21 protein-coding genes are annotated in these 22,380 nt (G+C 65.9%); 6 read left to right on the forward strand and 15 right to left on the reverse strand.

Annotation, left to right across the window (positions count from 1 at the left end; all coding sequences use genetic code 11):
* Window position 1 precedes the first annotated feature (1 nt).
* From JJ918_RS07295 to JJ918_RS07310, 4 genes are all read left to right on the forward strand, one after another.
* Window positions 2-421, forward strand: coding sequence for a hypothetical protein (locus JJ918_RS07295; RefSeq protein WP_291885208.1), 420 nt, complete (start codon window positions 2-4; stop codon window positions 419-421).
* A complete protein-coding gene (gcvPA, locus tag JJ918_RS07300; RefSeq protein WP_291885211.1) occupies window positions 421-1,764 on the forward strand; it encodes an aminomethyl-transferring glycine dehydrogenase subunit GcvPA in 1,344 nt (447 codons plus the stop codon). The genes JJ918_RS07295 and gcvPA overlap by 1 nt, the downstream gene beginning before the upstream one ends.
* 1 nt (window position 1,765) lies before the next feature.
* Window positions 1,766-3,337: an aminomethyl-transferring glycine dehydrogenase subunit GcvPB gene (gene gcvPB, locus JJ918_RS07305; protein WP_367277664.1), complete on the forward strand. Its 1,572-nt coding sequence runs from the start codon at window positions 1,766-1,768 to the stop codon at window positions 3,335-3,337.
* 371 nt (window positions 3,338-3,708) lie between these two features.
* A complete protein-coding gene (locus JJ918_RS07310) occupies window positions 3,709-4,002 on the forward strand; it encodes a hypothetical protein (protein WP_271187319.1) in 294 nt (97 codons plus the stop codon).
* 12 nt (window positions 4,003-4,014) lie between these two features.
* Here the strand turns inward: JJ918_RS07310 and JJ918_RS07315 are convergent, their stop codons facing one another.
* From JJ918_RS07315 to JJ918_RS07370, 12 genes are all read right to left on the reverse strand, one after another.
* The gene (locus tag JJ918_RS07315) at window positions 4,015-5,316 is read right to left on the reverse strand and encodes a type II toxin-antitoxin system HipA family toxin (RefSeq protein ID WP_291885216.1); all 1,302 of its coding nucleotides are present in this window, start codon (window positions 5,314-5,316) and stop codon (window positions 4,015-4,017) included.
* The gene (locus JJ918_RS07320) at window positions 5,313-5,675 is read right to left on the reverse strand and encodes a helix-turn-helix domain-containing protein (RefSeq protein ID WP_291885218.1); all 363 of its coding nucleotides are present in this window, start codon (window positions 5,673-5,675) and stop codon (window positions 5,313-5,315) included. The genes JJ918_RS07315 and JJ918_RS07320 overlap by 4 nt, the downstream gene beginning before the upstream one ends.
* Window positions 5,676-5,872: 197 nt before the next feature.
* The gene (locus JJ918_RS07325; RefSeq protein ID WP_291885221.1) at window positions 5,873-6,439 is read right to left on the reverse strand and encodes a F0F1 ATP synthase subunit B; all 567 of its coding nucleotides are present in this window, start codon (window positions 6,437-6,439) and stop codon (window positions 5,873-5,875) included.
* Window position 6,440: 1 nt separating this feature from the next.
* Entirely contained in the window at window positions 6,441-7,007 is a 567-nt protein-coding gene (locus tag JJ918_RS07330) for a F0F1 ATP synthase subunit B' (RefSeq protein ID WP_291885224.1), read from the reverse strand.
* A 79-nt stretch (window positions 7,008-7,086) separates the two neighbouring features.
* Window positions 7,087-7,311: a F0F1 ATP synthase subunit C gene (locus tag JJ918_RS07335; protein ID WP_203294954.1), complete on the reverse strand. Its 225-nt coding sequence runs from the start codon at window positions 7,309-7,311 to the stop codon at window positions 7,087-7,089.
* A 61-nt stretch (window positions 7,312-7,372) separates the two neighbouring features.
* A complete protein-coding gene (locus JJ918_RS07340; protein WP_291885229.1) occupies window positions 7,373-8,149 on the reverse strand; it encodes a F0F1 ATP synthase subunit A in 777 nt (258 codons plus the stop codon).
* 65 nt (window positions 8,150-8,214) lie between these two features.
* Window positions 8,215-8,535, reverse strand: coding sequence for an AtpZ/AtpI family protein (locus tag JJ918_RS07345; RefSeq protein ID WP_291885230.1), 321 nt, complete (start codon window positions 8,533-8,535; stop codon window positions 8,215-8,217).
* A 123-nt stretch (window positions 8,536-8,658) separates the two neighbouring features.
* Window positions 8,659-12,105 carry a chromosome segregation protein SMC gene (gene smc / locus JJ918_RS07350; RefSeq protein WP_291885232.1) on the reverse strand — a complete coding sequence of 1,149 codons (3,447 nt, stop codon included), beginning with the start codon at window positions 12,103-12,105 and terminating at the stop codon, window positions 8,659-8,661.
* 66 nt (window positions 12,106-12,171) lie between these two features.
* On the reverse strand, window positions 12,172-12,888 hold the full coding sequence (locus JJ918_RS07355) for a thioredoxin domain-containing protein (protein WP_291885235.1): 717 nt from the start codon (window positions 12,886-12,888) through the stop codon (window positions 12,172-12,174).
* Entirely contained in the window at window positions 12,885-13,625 is a 741-nt protein-coding gene (locus JJ918_RS07360) for a thioredoxin domain-containing protein (protein WP_291885238.1), read from the reverse strand. Before JJ918_RS07360 ends, JJ918_RS07355 begins: the two co-directional genes overlap by 4 nt.
* A gap of 129 nt (window positions 13,626-13,754) precedes the next feature.
* Entirely contained in the window at window positions 13,755-14,480 is a 726-nt protein-coding gene (locus tag JJ918_RS07365) for a thioredoxin domain-containing protein (protein ID WP_291885241.1), read from the reverse strand.
* Between the two features lie 25 nt (window positions 14,481-14,505).
* Entirely contained in the window at window positions 14,506-15,036 is a 531-nt protein-coding gene (locus tag JJ918_RS07370; RefSeq protein WP_291885244.1) for a DUF721 domain-containing protein, read from the reverse strand.
* Between the two features lie 77 nt (window positions 15,037-15,113).
* Here JJ918_RS07370 and JJ918_RS07375 point away from each other — a divergent pair, with 77 nt between their 5' ends.
* Window positions 15,114-16,175, forward strand: a complete 1,062-nt coding sequence (locus tag JJ918_RS07375) for an A/G-specific adenine glycosylase (RefSeq protein ID WP_291885246.1) — start codon at window positions 15,114-15,116, stop codon at window positions 16,173-16,175.
* 1,060 nt (window positions 16,176-17,235) lie between these two features.
* Here the strand turns inward: JJ918_RS07375 and JJ918_RS07380 are convergent.
* Together JJ918_RS07380 and rnhB are read right to left on the reverse strand one after the other, a co-directional pair.
* The gene (locus tag JJ918_RS07380) at window positions 17,236-18,315 is read right to left on the reverse strand and encodes a site-specific DNA-methyltransferase (protein ID WP_291885248.1); all 1,080 of its coding nucleotides are present in this window, start codon (window positions 18,313-18,315) and stop codon (window positions 17,236-17,238) included.
* 69 nt (window positions 18,316-18,384) lie between these two features.
* The gene (gene rnhB / locus JJ918_RS07385) at window positions 18,385-18,990 is read right to left on the reverse strand and encodes a ribonuclease HII (RefSeq protein ID WP_367277669.1); all 606 of its coding nucleotides are present in this window, start codon (window positions 18,988-18,990) and stop codon (window positions 18,385-18,387) included.
* 84 nt (window positions 18,991-19,074) lie between these two features.
* On the opposite strand from rnhB, the gene JJ918_RS07390 reads away from it, so the two are divergent.
* Entirely contained in the window at window positions 19,075-21,507 is a 2,433-nt protein-coding gene (locus JJ918_RS07390) for an EAL domain-containing protein (protein WP_291885253.1), read from the forward strand.
* A 1-nt stretch (window position 21,508) separates the two neighbouring features.
* Here the strand turns inward: JJ918_RS07390 and JJ918_RS07395 are convergent, their stop codons facing one another.
* On the reverse strand, window positions 21,509-22,351 hold the full coding sequence (locus JJ918_RS07395) for a hypothetical protein (protein ID WP_291885256.1): 843 nt from the start codon (window positions 22,349-22,351) through the stop codon (window positions 21,509-21,511).
* Window positions 22,352-22,380: the final 29 nt, after the last annotated feature.

Here is a 22,380-nt window from a genome sequence, read left to right on the forward strand (position 1 = left end):
GATGGCGCAGACACCCAGGCAGAGAATTCTGGCCATTGCGAGCATGCTCGCGCTTGCGGCGGTGCTTGGCAAGAACGGGCTCGAGCCAGATGCAAGCCGGTGGACGATCTTCTTCTCAGGCATGATGTCTGGAGGTGCGCTGGCGCATGCCGGGCTGGCCGTCGCGGCGATTTTCTCCTCTGATCGCGGCGGGGAGATCGCGTCGGCATTGTTGCGCCTGGAACAGAAGGTGCTGCCCTTTGTTCTGGGCGGCATCGCTGTGGGCACGGTGCTGCTGCTCGGGTTCTGGTCGCTTCGGGCCGGCTGGACGGGCTGGCTGTTGTTCGGCGCTATTCTGATCCTCGTCTGTACGACTGTTTTTGGACTGGGCGGCCACCGGCCCCTGATCAACTGGTTCCACGCTGTTCGCAGGAAAACCTGATGCGTTACCTCCCCCATACCGATACCGATCGAAAGGCGATGCTCGAGGCCATCGGCGTCGCTTCCATCGACGATCTGTTCCAGGACGTGCCCGAAGCGGCGCGGCTGGACGGGCTGATCGACCTGCCGACCCGGCAGGGCGAGCTGCAGGTCGAACGGGCGCTCAGCGCCATGGCATCGAAGAATATATCGGCCGGTCAGGCGCCCTTCTTTGTGGGGGGCGGCGCCTACAAGCACCATATTCCGGCGACCGTGGATCACCTGATCCAGCGCTCCGAATTCCTGACGGCCTATACGCCGTACCAGCCGGAGATCTCCCAGGGCACGCTGCAGACCCTGTTTGAATTCCAGACCCAGGTTGCACTCCTGACCGGCATGGATGTGGCCAATGCCTCCATGTATGATGGCTCCACGGCCTGTGCCGAGGCGGTGATGATGGCCGCCCGCGTGACCCGCCGGAACAAGGCCGTGATGGCTGGCGGCGTGCACCCGCACTATGTCGAAGCGTCCAAAACGCTGGCGAAATACTCCGACGTGAAGATCTCGGTCACCGATCCGGACGTCGCCGACCTGTCCGCCGTGATGGCAGCCATCGATGAGGAGACCGCCTGCGTCGTCGTCCAGACGCCGGACGTGTTCGGTCGCCTGCACGATCTGCGGGCCCTGTCCGAAGCCGCCCACGAAAAGGGTGCGCTGGTGATCGCCGCCTTCACCGAATGCGTCTCGCTGGGTCTCGTCGAGAGCCCGGGCGCCATGGGTGCCGACATCGCCGTGGGCGAGGGCCAGTCGATCGGTGTCGGCCTGAATTTCGGCGGACCCTATGTCGGCCTGTTCGCCTGCAAGGACGATCGCCGCTTCATCCGTCAGATGCCGGGCCGCCTGGCCGGCGAGACGGTCGATGCCGATGGCCGCCGCGGCTATGTGCTCACCCTGTCGACGCGCGAACAGCATATCCGCCGCGACAAGGCGACGTCGAACATCTGCACCAATTCCGGCCTGTGCTCGCTGGCCTGGACGATCCACATGACCCTGCTGGGCGAGCGTGGCATCACCCGCCTGGCCCGTCTCAATCATGAGATGGCCTGCGCCCTGGCCGACCGCCTCTCGGCGATCGAGGGTGTGGAACTGGTCACCGACACTTTCTTCAACGAATTCACCCTGCGCCTGCCCAGGCCGGCAGCACAGGTAGTCGACGATCTGGCCAGGATCGGCGTGCTCGGCGGCGTTCCCGCCAGCCGGCTCTATCCCGGCAAGTTCGAGGACCTGCTGATCGTGGCGGCTACGGAAACCAATACGGATGGCGATCTCGTCGCCTTCGAAAAAGCGCTGCGCGGAGTACTGTAAGATGGGCATGAACACGCAAGGCCGTCCCACCCGCATGGCCGAGAACATCCAGACCGGTGGCTATGCCGACACGGTCTCGGGCAGCCGCGGTCTCGATCAGGCCGAACCGCTGATCTTCGAGCGCGGCAATCTGGAGCATTGCGGCGTCGACCTGCCGGAGCCCCGGGGTACCGCATCCCGTCTGGGCGGTCTGGAACGCCAGGGCCAGATCGGCCTGCCGGGCCTCGCCGAGCCGGAAACCATGCGCCACTATGTGCGCCTGTCGCGGAAGAATTACGCCATCGATCTGGGCCTCTACCCGCTCGGCTCGTGCACGATGAAGCACAATCCGCGGCTCAACGAGAAGATCGCCCGCCTGCCGGGCTTCGCCGATGTGCACCCGCTGCAGCCGGCCTCGACGGTGCAGGGCGCCTATGAGCTGATGGGCGAACTGGCCCACTGGCTGATGACGCTGACGAACATGCCGGCCGTGGCACTGTCGCCCAAGGCCGGCGCCCATGGCGAGTTCTGCGGTATGATGGCGATCCGGGCCAAGCTGGATGCCGACGGGCAGACCCATCGCCGCCGCGTACTGGTGCCGGAAAGTGCCCACGGCACCAATCCGGCAACAGCCGTGCAATGCGGTTTCGTGTGCGACGAAATCCCCGCCGACAAGACCGGCCGGGTCGACATGGAGGCCTTCAAGGCCAAGCTGGGCGACGATGTCGCCGGCATCATGCTGACCAACCCCAATACCTGCGGCCTGTTCGAGCGGGATATCCGCGAGATCGCCGACCTGATCCACGCGGCAGGTGGCTATTTCTACTGCGACGGGGCGAATTTCAACGCCATTGTCGGCCGGGTGCGCCCGGGCGATCTCGGCGTCGATGCGATGCACATCAACCTGCACAAGACCTTCTCCACACCGCACGGCGGTGGCGGTCCCGGTTCGGGCCCGACCGTGCTGTCGGACGCGCTCGCGGCTTTCGCGCCGGTGCCCTACGTCGTCAAGGACGGTGAGACCTGGAAAATGGTCGAGCACGCTGCCGAAGCCGAGGGCGAGCCCTTCGGCCGGATGGCGGCTTTCCACGGCCAGATGGGCATGTTCACCCGCGCGCTCACCTACATGATGAGCCATGGCTCTGACGGTCTGAAGCGCGTTGCCGAGGATGCGGTGCTCAACGCCAACTACATCCTCGCCCGGCTTAAACATGTGATGACGCCGGCCTTCGAGGGCAGCTGCATGCACGAAGCCCTGTTCGACGACCGCTTCCTCAAGGATACGGGCGTCTCCACGCTCGACTTCGCCAAGGCGATGATCGACGAGGGCTATCACCCGATGACCATGTATTTCCCGCTGGTCGTCCATGGTGCGATGCTGATCGAGCCGACCGAGACCGAATCGAAGGGCGGGCTCGACCGTTTCGTCGACGTGCTTGAGGCGCTGGCTATGGCCGCGAAGTCGGGCGAGAGCGAGCGCTTCCTGGCGGCTCCGGTTCACGCCCCGACCAAGCGTCTGGACGAGACCCGTGCGGCCCGCCAGCCGGTGCTGCGCTGGGCGCCGGACAGCGGCGAGGCCGCAGCCGCGGAGTAGTCCTGCCCCGTGGCAGAATGTCGCGGCCCTTCCCCGGTGGGGGCTGACACTGAAAAAACACGGACGCCCCCGCTGACATCCGGCGGGGGCGTTACTATTTTATGCCTGCAGTTTCGTTCCAGACGGGCCCGCCCGTGAGTGTGCGCTGCAACACGCGGCAAGATACCAAGCCGCCAAGGAAATGCCGCCCCGGCGTGAGAACCGGTGCGCAGATGCAACAACCCGCTGCAGACTCCGGGCCGCTGCCTGAATTTCGGCTTTTTTGTCTCGCATTGGGGTCATGTTTACGCGTTTAGTGTTGTCTGTCCCGATGGGTGCCTCTCCCTCACGCGGCACCCCAGAACGGGACGGGTTGGAAGATGGTCACGGCGATGAATGAATCCCTCAATGGATGGGCCCAGCGGAATGCCTTCGGTGCGATTGTCGTGCTGATCATCCGCACTGTCTGCGTCGCCGTCGGGCTGGCGCTGATCGCGCTCGCCGTGCCGATCGGCTTCCTGACGCCCTTCATCCCGATCGGTCTGCCGATGGGTCTGCTCGGCCTGGTGCTGGTGGCGGCCGCGTCGAAGACGCTGCACACCTATATCACCAACACGCTGCGCCGCTTCCCCTGGGTGTGGAAACGCGTCCGCTTCGCCTTCGGCGAGAAGGAACCGGCAGAATAGATCTGCCGCCCCTCATTCGAATTCCAGTCTGAAACCATTGTGCGCCCGGCGTGAGAGATCGCGCGGGACCCCGGCCTCGTCGGAATACTCGTCCCAGCGCGCAGCGGCCTGCAGGATATCGTCCAGCATGCCGCGCAGCTGTGCCGGTTTGAGGTCGGCATAGCGGCCGAACTCGACGAGATCTGCGAGCGTGAAACCGTCGGTCTTTCCCGCGAGCGACATCTGGTGCTCTGACGTCCAGGGTCCGCCGGGATTATAGGCGTAGACGACGTCGAAGGCCGGTGCGAGCGACCAGTTGCCACCCTTGTCCATCAGGAAGGCGATATTCTTCACATGGTCGTCCTGATTGCGGATGACGATGTTGAGGAGGGCCCGGCGCACCATCTGCTCCATCGCCGCGCGGCCCAGTCCCAGAAGGCGCAGGGTTTCGATGGCCTGCTCATAGGCATAGGCACGCGGCTGGTTGTAGTCGAAATGGCGCATCGCCCCCAGCGACTGCATGTGCAGCTTGCCGCCGCCGGGTGTGCGATCGAAGCGCCGTGTCATGAAGTGGGCGCGGCCGCCCTCCTCGTGCAGCCGGCATTCGCTCATTTCGATCCCGGCATCCACGGCCAGACGATAGCAGGCGTATTCCAGCCGGCCATAGCCTTGCGGATCGGCGATCTCCTTGTCGGCATTGCCGCTGACCCCGTCGAACTTCAACAGCCAGTGTTCAAATCCGTCCGGCAGGTCGAGCTGGCCCGAGCGGAACGCCCCGCTATCCCGGTTCCAGGCGAGCACGGCCTTGGCACGCGCGCCACCGGCCGAGGTGCCGACGCGCAGGATGTCCTCCATCACCCGGTGATCGTCTGTCCCGGTGAGCCGGCCTTTAACCTCCAGGCGGCTGGAGGTCATCCGGTCGGCCAGTTCGACGAGTGCGTCGATTTCCAGCGGCCGGCCGCGGCCGGACGGAGCGCTGCTGGATGGCTCGAACTCCAGCGCACCCATGCCGCGGCGGCCGGTATAGCAAAGCCGCTCAACCGGATCGAAATCCCCCGGTGCGCGGCCCTGTTCAGCGAGCCAGCGATCGATCAGCAGATTGCCGAACTTGTCCGGCAGACTGTCGGCCAGCAGGCCGGGAAGGCCCTTGAAGGTGTCACGGGGCAGGGCGGGGAATTCGAACACGCCCGTGCGCAGCGGCATGGTCAGTGGCGCGACTTCGATCCCCGAACGGGTAAAGGCGGGGACGTATTCGAACGTACCGATCTGCCGCCGGTCGTCCCACAGCACGGCGCCGATCCGGCGGCCCCACAGGATCACGTCGGCGCGCGTCATGTCTCGTCAGTCTCGTCGCCCCAGGTCCAGGGCGTATCGGGTTCTTCGGCGCGGTGCCGCACCCGCTGCCGCGGCGCCTGTGCCGTGCTTCTCGTGTCGAGCGGGCTCACTGTGGCGTCGGGGATGATATCCAGCAGGCGGTGGTCGAGATCGAGGGCGCGGAGCAGGCGGGCAAACGTATCCAGCGTGCCGTTCCCGTCGGCCTCCAGCCGGCGGAGGGTGCGCGCGGAAATGCCGGCTCTGTCGGCAAGCTCTTCCTGCTTCAGCTGCCGTGATATCCGGTAGGCTTCCATTCTGAGGCCCAATTGCCCCAGCAGGCTGGAGATCGGGCCCGTGTCAGTCTCGTCCAGAACGGACATAATTGTCCTCTAATCGCCGATTGAAACGATAAACGGACAAATATGTCCTTTTACTCGAGATGTCAATAACCGGACAAAAATGTCCGTTGAAGCTGCTTGACAGCGATAACGGGACAAATTTGTCCGCTTTTATGCGTGGGCAAGAAAAAGCCCGCGGGAGACCCGCGGGCTTTGCAATCTCGAAATTCAAAGAGAGCCTAGTTCAGCTGTTCGCCAACGGCCTTGATGTCGGCATCGACGATCTTGTTCAGATCGGTCTTCTTCAGCTTGGTCTTCAGGATTTCCTCGGCCGCGCTGGCCGCCAGCTCGGCGGCCGCAGCCTTCACCTCGGCAGCGGCGTGAGCCTCGGCCTGGGCAATACGCTGCTCGGCAAGCACCGTGCGGCGCTCCAGGCGCTCGGTCATGTCCTTGCGCGCTTCCGCCTTCAGCGTCTTCGCTTCGGACTTGGCCTGGGCGATAATGGCCTCGGCCTCGGCCTCGGCTTCGCGCTGCTTGCGCTGATAGGAGGCCAGCATTTCCTGGGCTTCCTCACGCAGGCGCTTGGCTTCTTCCAGCTCCGACTTGATCGCATCGGCGCGGTCGTCCAGCGTCTTGGCAATCGTCTTGTGGACGCCGAAATAACCCAGCACCGCGAAGAAGGCGATGAAGGCCAGGAAGGCGTAGAAGGTCGGATCCGACGGCTGGGCCGCGAACCATTCACCCGAGAACAGGGCCGGGCCGTGGCTGGTAGCACCGTGAGCGGCGTCTTCAGCGAACAGGGTCATCTTATGCCTCCTTCGCCTTGATCAGGCCGTCCACCGTCTTGCCGGCATCGGCTTCGGTGATTTCGACACCCGCCAGCGCTTCGACAGCGGCCGCCGTGGCGGTCGCCGCGATACCGCGGACTTCGGCGAACGCCTTGTCCTTGGCCTTGCGGATGGCAGCCTCGGAGGCTTCCTGCTTGGAGGCCAGCTCGGCTTCCACTTCAGCAGTCTCCTTGGCGATCTCGGCATCGAGCGCCTTGCGCGTATCGGCCGCAATCACGTGCGCCTTGGCACGCGCTTCGGCCAGCGCCTTCTCATAGGCTTCACCCGCGGCTTCGGCATCGGCCTTGGCCTGGGCAGCAGCATCGAGATCGTCGGCGATACGGTCGCGACGGTCTTCGATCGTCGTCTTGATCTTCGGCAGGATAAAGCGATCAAGCGCGACGTAGAGAATCACGAAGAAGATCGCCAGCCAGAAGAGCTGGGACGCGAAATAGGTCGGGTCGAACGGCGGGAACACAGCTTCCGCAGCGCCGTGCGCTGCTTCGGCCGCGTGCTGTGCGACGTCAGAATGCGGTGCATGCGTCATGGGACGCGGGCTCCCTTGGAAAGGTGGAGCGAAAACGGGAGCGGCCGGATCCGGATGAGCCGGCCGCCTCCGGTATGATTTAGGCCACGAACAGCAGGATCAGCGCGACCAGCAGGGAGAAGATGCCCAGCGCTTCCGTCACGGCGAAGCCGAAGATCAGGTTGCCGAACTGCGACTGAGCCGCAGACGGGTTGCGCATGGCGCCTTGCAGGAAGGAACCAAAGATGTTGCCCACGCCGACAGCAGCACCCAGCATGCCGAGGCAAGCGAGACCGGCGCCGATGTATTTGCCCATTTCTTCCATTTGAAAACTCCTTCGAGGATATGTCTGGCAGTTGGTTGGGTTGGACTGTGACGTCTGCGGTCTAGTGACCCGGGTGCAGAGCGTCGGAAAGGTAGATGCAGGTCAGGATGGCGAACACGTAAGCCTGCAGGAAGGCGACCAGGAACTCCAGCGCCGTCAGGCCCAGCGTCATCGCGAACGGTGCGATGCCGAGGACATAGCCGCCCACGCCGAGACCGGCGCCGAGCATCACGATGAAGCCCGCGAAGACTTTCAGCAGGATGTGGCCGGCCAGCATGTTGGCGAACAGACGCACCGAGTGGCTGATCGGACGCGAGATAAAGGAGATCACCTCGATCAGCGACACGAAGGGCAGGATGTAGCCCGGAACGCCGGACGGTACGAACAGTTTGAGGAATTTCGGGCCGTTCTTGAACACGCCATAGATAATGACGGTCAGCCAGACCAGCATCGCCAGAGCCACCGTCACGATCAGGTGGCTGGTGATGGTAAAGGAGTGCAGGCCCGGTCCCGGGAAGTACGGGAACATGCCCAGCATGTTGGCGACCAGGATAAAGATGAAGAGCGTGAAGACGAACGGGAAGAAGCGCAGCGCGTCCGGACCGGCGGTCGAGCGCAGCATGTCCGCCACAAAGCCGTAGATGATCTCGGCCACCGACTGGGCGCGGTTCGGCACCAGGGCGCGGCTGGACATCGCCAGCGTGAAGAGCAGGACGGTCAGGACCGTCGTCAGCATCATGAAGAAGCTGGAATTGGTGAAGGCCAGATTCAGGCCGAAAGCTTCGAACGGAACCAGCTCGTGAACTTCGAACTGCTTGATCGGGTTGGTGTCTGCCACGCCCGGCCTCTCTTCAATCGTTATTGCGGCCAGGGCCGCGATTCTTCCGGCAGAGCCCGGTGCGCCTAGCGCTCCTGCGACTCCGAACTGATTTCCTGCGCAGCCCTTACGACATTCAGCGTGCCGGCTGCAAACCCAAACATCGTTCCGGCAATCAGGCCCCAGGGCGAAATGCCGGCGAAATGGTCCAGGGCAAAGCCCAGACCTCCGCCAACCAGAACCCCGCCAAAGAATTCCGAGCCATAGCGCATCCCCAGCTGCCAGGCAGATCGCTGGGCGTTATCCGGTTTCGGTCTGTACTTCTCGCGCCGCGCATCGATGCGCTGCTGCAGGGAGTCCAGATCGGCTTTGGATGGGTCGCGCGGGCTTTCGTCTTTGCGTGACATGACTGACCGGTCTGCCAACGGAAGAACAGCCCCCCGCAGGCGCGCGCACACTATCCACGGCCCCCCGGCAAGTCAAGCAAGGGTGCAGGCGATTTAACTTGCTGAAATAGAAAGATAAAATGCCTATTCGGCGGCGATGAGTTGTTCCGCACCCACCAGGTCGACCGAGACCAGCTGGGAAACGCCGCGCTCGGCCATGGTGACGCCGTAGAGCCGGTCCATGCGCGACATGGTCAGGGCATTGTGGGTGATCACCAGGAAACGCGTCTCGGTCAGCCGGCGCATCTCGGCCAGCATACGGCAATAGCGGTCGACATTGGCATCGTCGAGCGGTGCATCGACCTCGTCGAGCACGCAGACCGGTGCCGGATTGGACAGGAAGACCGCAAAGATAAGCGCCGACGCTGTCAGCGCCTGCTCGCCGCCGGACATCAGCGACATGTTCTCCATCTTCTTGCCCGGCGGGCAGGCCATGATTTCCAGGCCGGCTTCCAGCGGGTCGTCGCTTTCGGTCAGGCGCAGCTCGGCATGGCCGCCCTCGAACAGGGTGGAGAAGAGATTGCGGAAATGCCCGTCGACAATATCGAAGGCTTCCAGCAGGCGCGCGCGGCCCTCGCGGGACAGCTCGTCCACCGCCTTGCGCAGGCGCGCGATGGCCTCGATCAGATCGTCCCGCTCCCGCGTCATCTCTTCCATGCGCGTGGCGAGTTCCTCGGCTTCCTCGTCGGCGCGCAGATTGACGGCGCCCAGCCGCTCGCGGCCCTGACGGGCCTCGTCCAGACGGCGCTCCAGCTCGGCCGGCGTCAGTTCGGAAATCTCGTCCTCATCGACCCGTTTGGACAGCGTGCCCGGTGCCTCGCCGGTCGCGTCCTGCAGGCGCTCCGTCGTCTCGTTCAGGCGTTCCTTCGCACCGCTGAGGCGGGCCTCGGCGGCGGCGCGGCCTTCGCGTGCCGCGGATGCGGCGGCCTCGGCCTGGCGGGCGGCACTGTCGGCTTCCTTCACCTGGCCTTCGGTGGTCGAGGCGGCCTCGCGGGCTTCTTCCGCGGCACGCTCGGCGGCCTGCACCTTGCCGGTCAGGGCGAGGATCTTTTCCTGCAGCACTTCGGGTTTTGCCCGCGCCTCGTCCAGCGCCTTGCCGGCGTCTGCCGACTGGCTTTCGATATCGGTGATACGGGCTTCGGCCGCCTTGCAGCGCTCAGCCCAGGCATCATGATCGCGCTTGAAGCCCATGCGGCGCTGACGGCGCAGCTCACCTTCGCGGCGCACGCCGTCCAGCCGGGCCCGGGCATCGGCTGCCGCCTGACGGGCTTCGTCAGCGGCTTCGCGGGCTGCATCCAGGGCCTCGGTATCGCCATCGCTGGCCTCGGCCTCTTCCAGAAGGGCCTGCGCGGCCTTGCGGCCGGACTGGGTCTCGGCCTGTTCGGCAGTCAGCCGCTCGATCCGTTCCTTCAGCGCCGTGGCCCGGGCTGCATCCTGCGCGCTCTTTTCGCGCAGGGACGAGACGCGGGCGAGGGCATCGCGCGCCGCCCGGTCGGCCGGACCGATTGCGGCGCGGGCCGATTGTTCGCCGGCACGGGCGGTTTCCGCGGCGGTGCGTGCGGCGGCCTCGGCCGTGCGGGCTGATTCGTGCGCTTCGGCCGTCTCCTCCAGCTCGGTGCGGACGGCATCCAGGCGATTGCGGTTTTCCAGACGGGCAACGGCGGCGGAAGGCGCGTCGGCGCGCGCGACCAGCCCGTCCCAGCGCCACAGATCGCCGTCACGCGTGACCAGGCGCTGGCCCGGTTTCAGCTTCGCGGCCGCCTCGGCGGCCTTCTCCGGCCTGATCACGCCGATCGCGTCCAGCCGCGCCTTCAGTGCCTTGGGCGCTTCGACGTGGTCGGACAGGGGCACGCAACCTCCCGGCAGCATCTCGGCCTTCACGCCGGCTTCCGACCAGTGGCGCGATGCCGACGGATCCAGCGAAGCTTCCAGATCGTCACCCAGTGCGGCCGCCAGCGCCTGCTCATAGCCCGGCCGGGCGCGCACGGCGTCCAGCGCCGGCGAGACGGTTTCCTGCATCGACGCGGCGAGCAGGCGTTCCAGAGCCTGCGCCTCCCGCTCGAGCCCGTCGCGGGCGGACGCCATCTCGCGCCAGGTTTCGGCAGCAGTCTCCAGCGCAGCATCGGCTGTCTGGCGCTCGGCTTCGGCACTCTCCAGCCGGGCACGCGCCTCGGTGAGGGCGATCTCGGCCTGTTCGGCATCGATTTGCGCGGTCTCAAGCTCGTGCAGGGCGGGCGAGGCTTCCAGCCGTTCGCGCTCGTCATTCGCACCGTGGATTTCGCGCGCGATTTGTTCCAGCCGCGTCTCGAACCGGCCCAGATCACGGCGCGCTGTCTCGATGGCGGCCCGCTTGTCGGCGGCTTCGCGGGCGCGTTCGTCCAGTTCGGCCTCGGCGGCCAGGCGCTGTTCTTCCGTCGCCTCTGCGGCCGACCGGGCCGCGTCCAGATTGGCGCTCTCGCGCTCGATTTCAGCGTCGAGGCCGGCGATGGCCTTCACGGCCTCGTTGCGGCTGGCCTGAGCGTCCTCGACAATCTGCCGCTCGCGGCCGGTGGCCGAGGCGAGTTCCTCCAGCCGCGCCTCCAGGCGTTCGATGGTGCGCTCGATCTCGGCGGCATCGCGCTCAAGCAGATCGCGTTCGCGCTCCAGACGGCGCAGGGCCGCTGCCGCTTCGGCCTCAGCTTGGCGCGCCGGCTCGCGGGCCGCTGCCAGGATTTCCGCCTGGGTACGGGCTTCAGCCGCGGCGCGCGTCGCGGTCTCGGCAGCGTCGCGCTTGTCGGCCAGTTCCGCTTCGGCGGTGTCGACGGCGGTCGCCGCCTCGCGCCAGCGATTGAGCCAGACAGCGGCTTCCAGGGCGCGGATCGACGCAGACAGCTGGCGATAACGCGAGGCCTGGCGGGCTTGGCGTTGCAGCGAGCCGTGGCGGGAAGAAATGTCGTCGATCACCTCCTGCAGCCGGTCGAGATTGGCTTCGGCGCCTTTCAGGCGCAGTTCGGCCTCGTGGCGGCGTGCGCGCAGGCCGGACACGCCGGCCGCCTCTTCCAGGATGCGGCGGCGGTTCTGCGGCTTGGCGGCAATGAGTTCGGAGATCTGGCCCTGGCGCACAAGGGCGGGCGAATTGGCGCCGGTGCCCGCATCCATGAAGAGGAGCTGGACGTCCTTGGCGCGCACTTCCTCGCCATTGATCTTGTAGGCCGAGCCGGCCCCGCGCGTGATGCGGCGGGTGATCTCGAGGCTGTCGGCATCGTTGAAGCGCGCCGGGGCAAGCTTGTCCTCATTGTCGACGGTCAGCACGACTTCGGCATGGTTGCGCGAGGGGCGGGCATCGGTGCCCGCGAAGATCACGTCTTCCATGCCGTCGCCGCGCAGCGACTTGGCCGAGGTCGCGCCCATCACCCAGCGCAGGGCTTCAAGCAGGTTGGATTTACCGCAACCGTTGGGTCCGATCACGCCTGTAAGGCCCGGATCGATCCGCAAGTCGGTGGGATCGACGAAGGATTTGAATCCGGCCAGCCTCAGCTGTGTGAACTTCACCCGACCTCCATTGCGCCGCCTGCCCACTCTTGTAGCGGAGGATTGCGGCGCTTTCCTGCTGCGATTCTAGTTTTGCGAATCGGACTCGTTCAGGAAGTGAAGGATGATTCGGCGGAAAGAGTCTTCGTTCAAGTGGCCGGGAACCCTTTCCCCATTAAGAATAAGGGGTTCGTCGCCATAGTAGAAGAGCGGGCCGGCGCCGCGATTGGTAGCGATGAGCACGTCACCGCCGATCAGGAAGGCCGGCGTGCCGGGAATCTCGTACTCGACCGATTGCTGGGCCGCCGCGTTGAGAGCCTCATTCATGGCCGGGTCCTGCAGGCAGCCCATGAGCTGTTCCGGTGTCAGGCCGACGGCACCGCCGATCCGGTTATAGACCCCCAGGACATCGCCGCCGGCGCGCGCCGTTTCGAACAGGCTCTGCTGTTCGGCGAACAGCAGGTCGACGGCATCGAAGAAACGATCTTCCGGTGCGCATTCGGCAAGAATGGTGCTGGCCGCAGCAAGCTGCACCGGATTGGTCAGCATGGGACGATAGACCCAGCGCACCCGTCCGGTGTCGACGAACTCCTCCTTCACCATCGGCCACACAGTGTTCTGGAAATGGGCGCAGTGCGGGCAGGCAAAGGAGGCGTATTCCACGATCACCAGCGGCGCATCGGGATCGCCCAGGGCATGGTCGTCCGCGGTCTCGGCCTGGCCGGGGTGCTGGCCCAGTGCCGCCGGAACGGCGAGCAGAAGCAGGGCCAGTGCGCCGGCGATGCGGTTGAGAAACCCGGTCATTCGGCGGTCTCGCCGGCTTGCGCCAGAAGGTGGTCGATCAGGCGGGTGAAGGTTTCCGCATCGGCCAGGCCCGGCAGAGGCTCGCCATCGATCATCACCTGCTCGCCGTCGAGGAAATAGGTGTATTCCGTCGCACCCGGCGCGCGGCGCGCTTCCAGCATGCGGCCGTTGAAGATGAAGCGCGGCGTACCGTCCACACCGTCAGCAATCGCACGGTCGTGCGCGGCGACGATGGACTGGTTGATCTCCTCATTGTTGAGGCAGGCGATGAAGTCCTGCTCGCTAAGCCCCATCGACCGCGCGATGGCGAGATACTGGCCGCGGGCGCTGCCCTGGGTCTGGGCGGCCTGGAAGATCGCGCGCTGTTGCTGGAACAACAGGTTGACCATGTCGAAATAACGCTCTTCCGGCACGCAATGGGCGAGCGAGAAGCCGGCGATGGCGAATTGCGGCGAGCCGGTGATCATCTCGCGCAGCACATAACGCATGCGGCCGGTTTCGATGTAGTTCTCCTCGATCGTCGGGAAGACTTCCTCGTGGAAGGCCGCGCAGTGCGGACAGGCGACCGAGGAATACTCGATCATCGTCAAGGCCGCGTCGGCATTGCCCATGCCGCGATCGCTGGCGCGCTCATAGCGGGACTGGCCCTCGCCGGGCGCGTCGCCGCCACCGCAGGCACCCAGAACAAGGCTCGCCGTCAGGGCGGCTGCGGAAAACACACGTCGTGTCAGGTTCATCGAAGGGCTCTCCCCGAGAAATTGCCAGTTGCCGGCACGGCCCCGTCCCGTGCGGTCTCGCCGCAGCTTAACCGCTCAGGCGGGGCTGTTGCCACCACCTCGCTCAGATTTGATCAGCGCTTTTTGCGATCAGCCGCCGGCGGACTGCGCCAGAAGATGGTCGATCAGGCGCGCAAACGTCTCCCCGTCCTGGCGGGCGGGCAGCGGTTCGCCATCGATCACCACCTGTTCGCCGCCGAGGAAATAGGTCGGCTGGGATGCCCCCGGCGCGGTGCGTGCCTCCAGAAGCTCGCCATTGAAGGCGAAATTCGGTGTCAGGCTGACGCCGCTGGCCATCGCGGCCTCGTGCGAGGCGACAATGGCGCTATTGATGTCCGTATCGTTGAGGCAGGCGTCGAACTGCGCTTCGCTCAGCCCCATCGAGCGGGCGATCGTCACATAGCGGGCACGGACATTGCCGCCGCTGCGGGCGGTGTCGAAGATCGCCTGCTGCTGTTCGAACAGCACGTCGATCGTGTCGAAATAGCGTTCTTCGGGAACACAATGCGCCAGCGAAAAGCCGGCGACGGCGAATTGCGGCGGACCGTTCAGCATCTCGTGCAGCACCACGCGCATCTGGCCGGCTTCGATATAGGGCTCCAGTGCCGGATACACTTCGTCGTGGAAGCGGGCGCAATGGACGCAGGCGACCGAGGAATACTCCGTCATCGTCACCGGCGCATCCGCTGCACCGAGACTGCGGCCGGTTTCGGCCACCGTGCCGCCGCCCGGATTGTCCGAAGAATTGCCGCAGGCGGCCAGCGCCGTGGCGGCCGCCAGGGCCGTGGCGGTGAAGAAGCGTCGTGTCAGTGTCATGTGTCCCCCGGGAAACGCCTGGATGCTACGGCTCGTCCCGGCGGTGAATCGCGCGGGAAAACCGGTCGAGCGCCGACAATAGCCGCGCTTCCGGCGTTGTCGCCTCTGTCTCGCCGGTGTGTGATGAAGATTGCAGCTTTTTCACGCCGGCCGCGGGCGCGTCGGCGGGCTTGCTCGCCTGTCCCTGCACGATGCGCAGGCGGGTCGGGGCCCGGTCGCCGGAATGGGTGCGGATCCGCTCGAGAATCCGGCGGCTCTCTGCCTGCAGGATGGCCCCCGCGGGGCCGCGCGCCTCGATCACCAGCGTACTGATACCGCCGCTGCGCTGGACGGTTTTCGGCGTGCTCCAGTCGGCCAGGCGCTTGCCGACGATTTCCGGCCAGTGTTCGCGCAATTGCTCAACCCCGATGCCGAACTGCCGGGTCAGCGGCTTCAGCACCCGTTCGGCGGCCCGCCCGGCGGAGGGCGCGGGCTGGATGGCCCGCCGGCCGCGGCGGCTGCCGATATAGGCGCTGGCTGCGGCTTCCAGTGTTGACGAGGGCGGTTTGCGCTTCATGCTGCGCACTCTCGCTGCGAAGCGGCCTGCCTGCAAGTCCTGCCTGCAAGTCCAGCCTGCAAACCCGGAAGGTTTCGATGAGCGCATCCCTTTCCCCGCGTCAGGATATCGCCCGCCTGCGGGCGGCATTGCTGGACTGGTATGACCGGGAAGGCCGGACGCTGCCCTGGCGGATCCGTCCGGAGGACCGCGCGGCCGGCCGCGTCGCCGATCCCTATGCGATCTGGCTGTCGGAAATCATGCTGCAGCAGACCACGGTGCCGCACGCCACGCCCTACTGGTTCCGCTTTCTCGACCTCTGGCCGCGCGTGGAAGATCTGGCGGCCGCAGCGCGCGAGGATGTGATGCGGGAATGGGCGGGCCTGGGTTATTACGCCCGGGCGCGAAACCTCCATGCCTGCGCCATCCACGTCGCCGAGGGACTGGGCGGCGTGTTCCCCGGCACGCTGGACGGGCTGAAAGCCCTGCCCGGGGTGGGCGAGTACACGGCGAATGCCATTCTGGCCGCCGCTTTCGACCATCCGGCCAGCGTGGTCGACGGCAATGTCGAACGTGTGATCACGCGGCTCCATCGGGTCCAGACACCGCTGCCCAAGGCCAAGCCGGAAATACGCCGCCTGGCCGCAGCCATCGCCTCGCCGGACCGGCCGGGCGACTATGCCCAGGCCATCATGGATCTCGGCGCCACCGTCTGTACACCCCGCACGCCGGACTGTGCCGCCTGTCCCTGGGCCTTCGCCTGTGCGGCCCGCGCGGAAGGCGACATGACGCGCTATCCGCTGAAGGAAAAGAAAAAGCCCAAACCGGTGCGCCTCGGTACGGCCTGGCTGGTCAGGGGCGAGCAGGGACTCTGGCTGCGCCGGCGGCCCGACAAGGGCCTGCTCGGCGGCATGGTCGAAGTGCCCTCGACGTCCTGGGCGGAGGGGCCGCCGGATGAAGCCCCACCCTTCAAGGCAGACTGGGTCTCGCGCGGCGAGGTGCGCCACGTCTTCACCCATTTCGAACTCCGGCTCGACGTGCGCGAAACCACCCCCGCCCCGGACTGGCAACCGGAAGACGGCTACTGGGCCGCCGAAGACCAGCTCGACAACCAGGCCCTGCCCAGCGTCATGCGCAAGGTGGTCAAGCTGAGGCGATAAGACGAGCGCCGACCGGGGGGCTGAAGTGGCGACCATCCCCCAAACATCCCGCCTTCTCCCGGCCGGACGCCCGGCGAAGGCCGGGCGGAGTGCCGGGATCTACGGGAAACGCATCGCTTGAAATGACCTTCGGTCGGTCCCGGATCTGCGGCCTGCCTGCGCAGGCCTCCGTCCGGGAAAAATAAGGCGGTTGGAAGAGAGAGTGAGAGTGCCGCACCAAGCACCGTCACCCTGACACCCGCTTTCGCGGGCGCAGGCTTCAGTCAGGGCCCAGTTCATAGGGCGCGGTGGCCGCGAGCTCGCACTTATCCCGCACATCGCCGCCGCTCGGACTGAGCCCGCCTCGCCCAAATCTCCCTTTACGATCTGGGTCCTGACTTTCGTCAGGATGACGGTTTGTGGGGCGGATATCGGAAACTTATCCCCGCCCGCTCAACTGCGCGTATGCTCGCAGACGGTTTCCGGGATGGGAGGCATGAGCTCAGTCCCTTGTGCCCGGGAGCGAGCGGAGCCTGTCCGCGCTGCGGTGTGACACCCGTGGTTCCGGCAGGGCCTCCCCGACGGGTCCGACGGCACTAAACGCCCGACCGGAGTACCTGTGGGGATTGGAAACGGGGCGGAGACGGTCCGGGAAAACTCCGCGTGCGGGATGCCGGACGGTGTCACCCACACTCACATATGCGCACCCGATGCCCGACGGCATCCCGCACCCCTCTCATCGCTCCAGGGTTCTGCCCGTGGAGGGTTTCGTGCTGACACGCCTTTCCTCCCCATTCCATGGGGAGGTGGATCGCCGCAAGGCGGCGAGACGGAGGGGCGCCGCGTAGCGGCGATGTGTTTGAGACACGCTCCACCACCCTCCGGCGCACACGCGCCGGCCCCTTCGACCCGCGGCTGACGCCGCGGCCCACTTCCCCACGAGGTGGGGAAGAAAGAGCGCTACCGCTTTCCCCGGACTTGTCCGGGGTCTGGCGGCGTTTCAGATGCAGGCTCAGCCGGGCCCCGGCACAAGGCCGGGGGAAGTGGAGCGGACCGGGAAAAGGAGCGCTGTGGCGAGAACTCAGCTGTCCAGCGTGGCGCGGACTTCGGCGCGCAGGATGTCGATCGGGGCCAGGCCCTGCTCGGTGCGGACGTGCCAGTAGGTCCAGCCATTGCAGGACGGGGCGCTTTGTAGCTGGGCGCCGACCTGGTGGATGGAACCGGCGCGGTCGCCGGCGATCAGCGTGCCGTCGGCCCGCACACGCGCCGAATGGCGGCCCTTGGGACAGTAGAGCGTGTCGCCGGGCTTCACGAGACCGCGCTCGACCAGGGCGCCGAACGGGATACGCGGCTGGGCGCGTTTGGACTGTGTGACGTTCAGCGCTTCGGTCGAGGCCGGCGTGATGGCGGCCAGGCGGGCACGGGCGACGTCCAGATAGTCCGGATCGCGCTCGATGCCGATGAAGTGGCGGCCGAGGTGTTTGGCGGCGGCGCCGGTCGTGCCGGTACCGAAGAAGGGGTCGAGCACGACATCGCCGGGATTGGTGGTCGACAGCAGGACCCGGTGCAGCAGGGCTTCGGGCTTTTGCGTCGGGTGCGCCTTCTTGCCGTCCGCGCCTTTCAGGCGTTCGCCGCCCGAACAGATCGGCAGCGTCCAGTCCGAGCGCATCTGCACGCCGTCATTCAGGGCCTTCATGGCGGCATAGTTGAAGGTCGGGCGGGCCTCCTTCGACTTGGCGGCCCAGATCAGGGTCTCGTGCGCATTGGTGAAGCGCGTGCCCTTGAAGTTCGGCATCGGGTTGGACTTGCGCCAGATGATGTCGTTGAGCACCCAGAAGCCGGCATCCTGGAGAATGCCGCCGACGCGGAAGATGTTGTGATAGCTGCCGATCACCCAGATCGCGCCGTTCGGCTTGAGCACGCGGCGCGCTTCTTCCATCCAGCCCCAGGTGAACAGGTCGTACTCGTCGAACCCGCCGATCTGGTCCCAGTCATTATCGACTGCGGAGACCTTGGAATTGTCAGGGCGGTGAAGGTCGCCGCCGAGCTGGAGATTGTAGGGCGGGTCGGCGAACACCAGGTCGACGCTCGCATCGGGAAGCGACTTCATCACTTCCACGCATTCTCCCTCGAGAATCTGGTCGATCCGGGACTCTGCCATGACACGCCACTCCACTCGTTCTTGCGAGGGGAAGTTTTCCCGCGTCTATGGCTAACGGGCCGTTAAGCATCAATCAAGTTTTCCACAGTCGGGCGCATCTGGGGATAACTCGGCGATTCGCAGGGCTTCGCGTACCGGCGCATAACTTGTTCTGTGGATCGGACAGGGGCCGAGGGCCATCAGGGCCTCGCGGTGGGCCTTGCTGGGATAGCCCTTGTGGCCTTCGAACCCGTAGCCGGCAAAGCGCCGGGCGGCTTCTTCCATCAGGGCATCACGCAGCGTTTTCGCGATGATCGACGCCGCGCCGATCGCCGGCTCACGGGCATCGCCCTTCACGATTGCCTCGGCCGGGCAGGGCAGGCCTTCGGGCACGCGATTGCCGTCGATCAGCACACGCTCGGGCCGCACGGGCAGTCGGGCGACAGCGCGGGCCATCGCCGTCATCGTGGCGTGAAGGATGTTCAGCCGGTCGATCTCGGCCGGCTCGGCAATGCCGATGCCCACCCAGGCCTTCTCGCGGATCTCGCGGGCCAGCGCCTCGCGACGCCGCGCCGTCAACGTTTTGGAATCGCCCAGTCCGGCGATCGGCCGGGTGGGGTCGAGGATGACGGCGGCGGTCACAACCGGCCCCGCAAGCGGCCCCCGGCCGGCCTCGTCAACGCCGGCGACGCGCATGTCTGCAGCGTTTTCCACAGCGTTAAGGCAATCCTTGTCTTTTGCTGAGAGGGTCATGGCCAAGCAGATCCTTCGAGGCGCCGAGTGTATCGCGTTTTCTATTGCGTGACGGTCGAACACGACCTTCGGCTCGTCGCGGTTGCCGCCCTTTTGTGCGCCTTGTCGGCCTTTGCGGCCGTCGGGATGGCGCGCCGCGGGCAGTCGGCACCGGACGACCGGCAGTCCTTGTGGCTGATCGTGACCGGATTCGTCACGGGCGTCGGCATCTGGGGCACACACTTCGTCTCCATGCTGGCCTATGAAGCGCCGGTGCCGGTCGAGTACGGCCTGTTCGGCACGGTTGGCTCGCTCCTGCTCGCCATCTTCGTGACCAGTTGCGGCTGGACCTATGCCGTGCGCATGCCGCAGGCCTATGGCGCCCCGCTGGGCGGGGCTGTCGTCGGCGCCGGGATCGCGACCATGCACTTCATGGGCATCGACGCGATGAATGTCGGTGCAAACATCGTCTGGGACGCACCGCTGGTACTGGCTTCCATCGGGGCGGGCATGCTGTTTGCGGCGTCGAGCGCAACGGTTCTGGTCCGCGTGCGCAGCCTGGCAGGGCTGGCCGGCGCGGGTGCACTGCTCGTCCTGGGCGTGGTGAGCCTGCACTTCACGGCCATGACGGCGATGCAGCTGGTGCCGTCCGTTCCCGGCGTGCTCTACGACGCCGCGGTCTCTTCCAAACTGCTGGCCATTACCGTGGCGCTGGCCGTGGTCTTCGTGATCAGTGTCGGTCTGGCTGCAGCGGCGCTGGATGTCATTCTGGGCGCGCGCCGCCAGGCCGAGGCCATGCGTCTGCAGGCACTGGCCGATGCGACCTTCGAAGGCATTGCCGTCGTCCGCGAGGGCCTGGTGCGCGAGGTCAACGAGCCGCTGTGTGAAATGCTCAGCCTGCGGCGCACCGATCTCCTCGACATGCCGGTCAGCAAGCTGGCGCTCGACGCGGCGGCGATTTCAGCCCTGGCGGATATCGATGACACGCGGCCGGTGACCTGCCGTCTGCGCGGCCGCAATGGCGGGGGGCTGACGGTGCAGGTGCGGGCCCGCAAGATCGATTTCAGCGGCGAGGCGTCGGACGTGCTGGTTTTCCGGGATGTCTCCGCAGAGGAGCGGGTGCGGGCACGGATGACCCATCTGGCCCACCACGACGCCCTGACGGGGCTGCCCAACCGGTTGCGTTTCCGCGAAGCCCTCGACGACGCCATCGAGGAGGCCTGGCAGAACGACACCATGGTCGCAGTGGTGATTTTCGATCTCGACCGGTTCAAGGAAGTCAATGACGTCCATGGCCATGCGACCGGGGACGCGCTGCTGAAAACGGTCGCCGAACGCATGCTCGATACGCTGCCGGACAAGGCGATCCCGGCGCGCCTGAGCGGCGATGAATTTGCTGTCCTGCTGCCGGACGTGTCCGGGCATGACGAGGTGCTCGGCACCGCACAGCGCGTGGTCGACCACATCGGCGTGCCGGTGGTCATCGACCAGTTGACGCTGAATGTCAGTGCGTCCGGCGGGGCGACGGTTTTCCCGCTCGATGGCGAGGATCCGGACAGGCTGATGAACCAGGCGGATCTGGCCCTCTATCATGCCAAGGGGCAGGGCCGGAACCAGGTGCGCGGCTTCGATCCCCAGCTTGGCCGGATGCTGCAGGAACGCCGCCTGCTGGAAGCCGACCTGGCCATGGCGATCGAGGACGAACTTCTGGAACTCCACTTCCAGCCCCAGGTGCGTCTCGGCGATGGCGCTATCGTCGGTTACGAGGCGCTGGTGCGCTGGAATGACGAGAAGCGGGGCTATGTCTCGCCGGCCGAATTCGTGCAGATCGCCGAGGAAACCGGCCAGATCCTGAAAATGGGCGAATGGGTGATGCGCGCGGCTTGCCGGGAGGCGGTCAACTGGCCCGAAAGCCGCCGCGTTTCCGTCAATGTCAGCCCGGCGCAGTTCCGCCAGGGCAATCTCGTGCTCAGTGTCCAGCAGGCGCTGCGGGCGTCCGGTCTCGAACCGGGGCGCCTGGTGGTCGAGATCACAGAGGGTGTTCTCATCGACGACGAGGCCCGGGCGCTGGAAGTCATGCAGGCGCTGAAGGATCTCGGCGTGCGTCTGGCGATCGACGATTTCGGGACGGGCTATTCCTCGCTGGCCTATCTGCGCACCTTCCCCTTCGACAAGATCAAGATCGACCGCTCCTTCATCACAGGGATCGAGGATGATCGCGAAGCACAGATCATCGTCCAGGCGACGATCGATCTGGCACGGGCGCTGGGTATCAGCGTCGTGGTGGAAGGCGTCGAGACGTTCGGTGAGCTCGCCGCGCTGGGCTGCCAGCCCGACCTCGTGCTGCAGGGCTTCCTGGTCTCGCGTCCGGTTTCACGCGGGCATGTGCCCGGTTTCGACAGCTTCTCGGCCGAACAGCGCCAGGCCATTGCCGACCAGGTCAATGGCGGCAGCGGCGACCTGCTGCGCGACCGCGCCTGATCTAGCGCGGCACTTTCTCAGCCTTGCGCGTCGGACCGCCGCGCATCACACGGTACCAGAACAGGATTGCGCCGATCGGTACGCCAAGCTCCAGTATGACGGGCTCGACCGGGGAGGCATCGACAAAACTGGCGCCGAAGAAGGCGATCTCCAGAAACCGGAAGTAGACGCCGGCTTCCGATGAGGAAATGCCGGGTGCTACCAGATACCAGGCCTCGCTGGTCCAGTTGAAGCCGAACACCGGGAAGCCGGCGATGATGAAGAGCGGCCACAGGATACGCCGCTTGATCCGCCGGAAGCGGAAGGTTGCAATCAGCGTGATTACAATAAAGACGAAATTTGCCAGTACGGCTGCCAGGGAAGCCAGGCGGACCGGCGTCATCGTCCCGTCCGTGAAGGAAATGCCCGGGTTGGGCTGGAACGCATAGGCGTTGACGTGATGCAACGCCCAGGGCTGTTCGCCGGTTCGGGTAAAGGTCAGATCGATCCTCACATGCTCGGCTCCGGTCCGCGTGATGTAGACGAGCGATTGGTTGTCGAGTGACTGGCCCCCGACAACCTGCGAACGCGAGCGATGGGCGCCTGCCAGTTCCGGCGTATCGAGCCATTCACCGGCCGGCATCCCGGCGAGGAACGCGTCAAGCCTGCCCCGGAATTCCTCCGTGTCTGCCCAGTCCCCGAAATGCGTGATCAGGGCTTCGGTATCCCGACCTTCCATGGCCTCGAGCACGCTCGTGCGCGTCTCGCGCAGGTCTTCGGCGACGAAGTTTTCATACAGATCCGACTTGCGGCAGCTGGCCAGACCAGCTGCCAGTACGAGCACCAGGCACACGAACAGGCGCATTCCATATCCCCCAGACTTGGACGAACAAG

The sequence above is a fragment of the Maricaulis sp. genome (assembly GCF_017642925.1).
Lineage (GTDB): Bacteria > Pseudomonadota > Alphaproteobacteria > Caulobacterales > Maricaulaceae > Maricaulis.

Bases quoted from the DNA above. Each gene is read 5' to 3' on its own strand.
- JJ918_RS07295 (WP_291885208.1), top strand. From the start codon at position 2: ATGGCGCAGACACCCAGGCAGAGAATTCTGGCCATTGCGAGCATGCTC.
- gcvPA (WP_291885211.1), top strand. From the start codon at position 421: ATGCGTTACCTCCCCCATACCGATACCGATCGAAAGGCGATGCTCGAG.
- gcvPB (WP_367277664.1), top strand. From the start codon at position 1,766: ATGGGCATGAACACGCAAGGCCGTCCCACCCGCATGGCCGAGAACATC.
- JJ918_RS07310 (WP_271187319.1), top strand. From the start codon at position 3,709: ATGAATGAATCCCTCAATGGATGGGCCCAGCGGAATGCCTTCGGTGCG.
- JJ918_RS07315 (WP_291885216.1), bottom strand. From the start codon at position 5,316: ATGACGCGCGCCGACGTGATCCTGTGGGGCCGCCGGATCGGCGCCGTG.
- JJ918_RS07320 (WP_291885218.1), bottom strand. From the start codon at position 5,675: ATGTCCGTTCTGGACGAGACTGACACGGGCCCGATCTCCAGCCTGCTG.
- JJ918_RS07325 (WP_291885221.1), bottom strand. From the start codon at position 6,439: ATGACCCTGTTCGCTGAAGACGCCGCTCACGGTGCTACCAGCCACGGC.
- JJ918_RS07330 (WP_291885224.1), bottom strand. From the start codon at position 7,007: ATGACGCATGCACCGCATTCTGACGTCGCACAGCACGCGGCCGAAGCA.
- JJ918_RS07335 (WP_203294954.1), bottom strand. From the start codon at position 7,311: ATGGAAGAAATGGGCAAATACATCGGCGCCGGTCTCGCTTGCCTCGGC.
- JJ918_RS07345 (WP_291885230.1), bottom strand. From the start codon at position 8,535: ATGTCACGCAAAGACGAAAGCCCGCGCGACCCATCCAAAGCCGATCTG.
- JJ918_RS07355 (WP_291885235.1), bottom strand. From the start codon at position 12,888: ATGACCGGGTTTCTCAACCGCATCGCCGGCGCACTGGCCCTGCTTCTG.
- JJ918_RS07360 (WP_291885238.1), bottom strand. From the start codon at position 13,625: ATGAACCTGACACGACGTGTGTTTTCCGCAGCCGCCCTGACGGCGAGC.
- JJ918_RS07365 (WP_291885241.1), bottom strand. From the start codon at position 14,480: ATGACACTGACACGACGCTTCTTCACCGCCACGGCCCTGGCGGCCGCC.
- JJ918_RS07370 (WP_291885244.1), bottom strand. From the start codon at position 15,036: ATGAAGCGCAAACCGCCCTCGTCAACACTGGAAGCCGCAGCCAGCGCC.
- JJ918_RS07375 (WP_291885246.1), top strand. From the start codon at position 15,114: ATGAGCGCATCCCTTTCCCCGCGTCAGGATATCGCCCGCCTGCGGGCG.
- JJ918_RS07380 (WP_291885248.1), bottom strand. From the start codon at position 18,315: ATGGCAGAGTCCCGGATCGACCAGATTCTCGAGGGAGAATGCGTGGAA.
- rnhB (WP_367277669.1), bottom strand. From the start codon at position 18,990: ATGCGCGTCGCCGGCGTTGACGAGGCCGGCCGGGGGCCGCTTGCGGGG.
- JJ918_RS07395 (WP_291885256.1), bottom strand. From the start codon at position 22,351: ATGCGCCTGTTCGTGTGCCTGGTGCTCGTACTGGCAGCTGGTCTGGCC.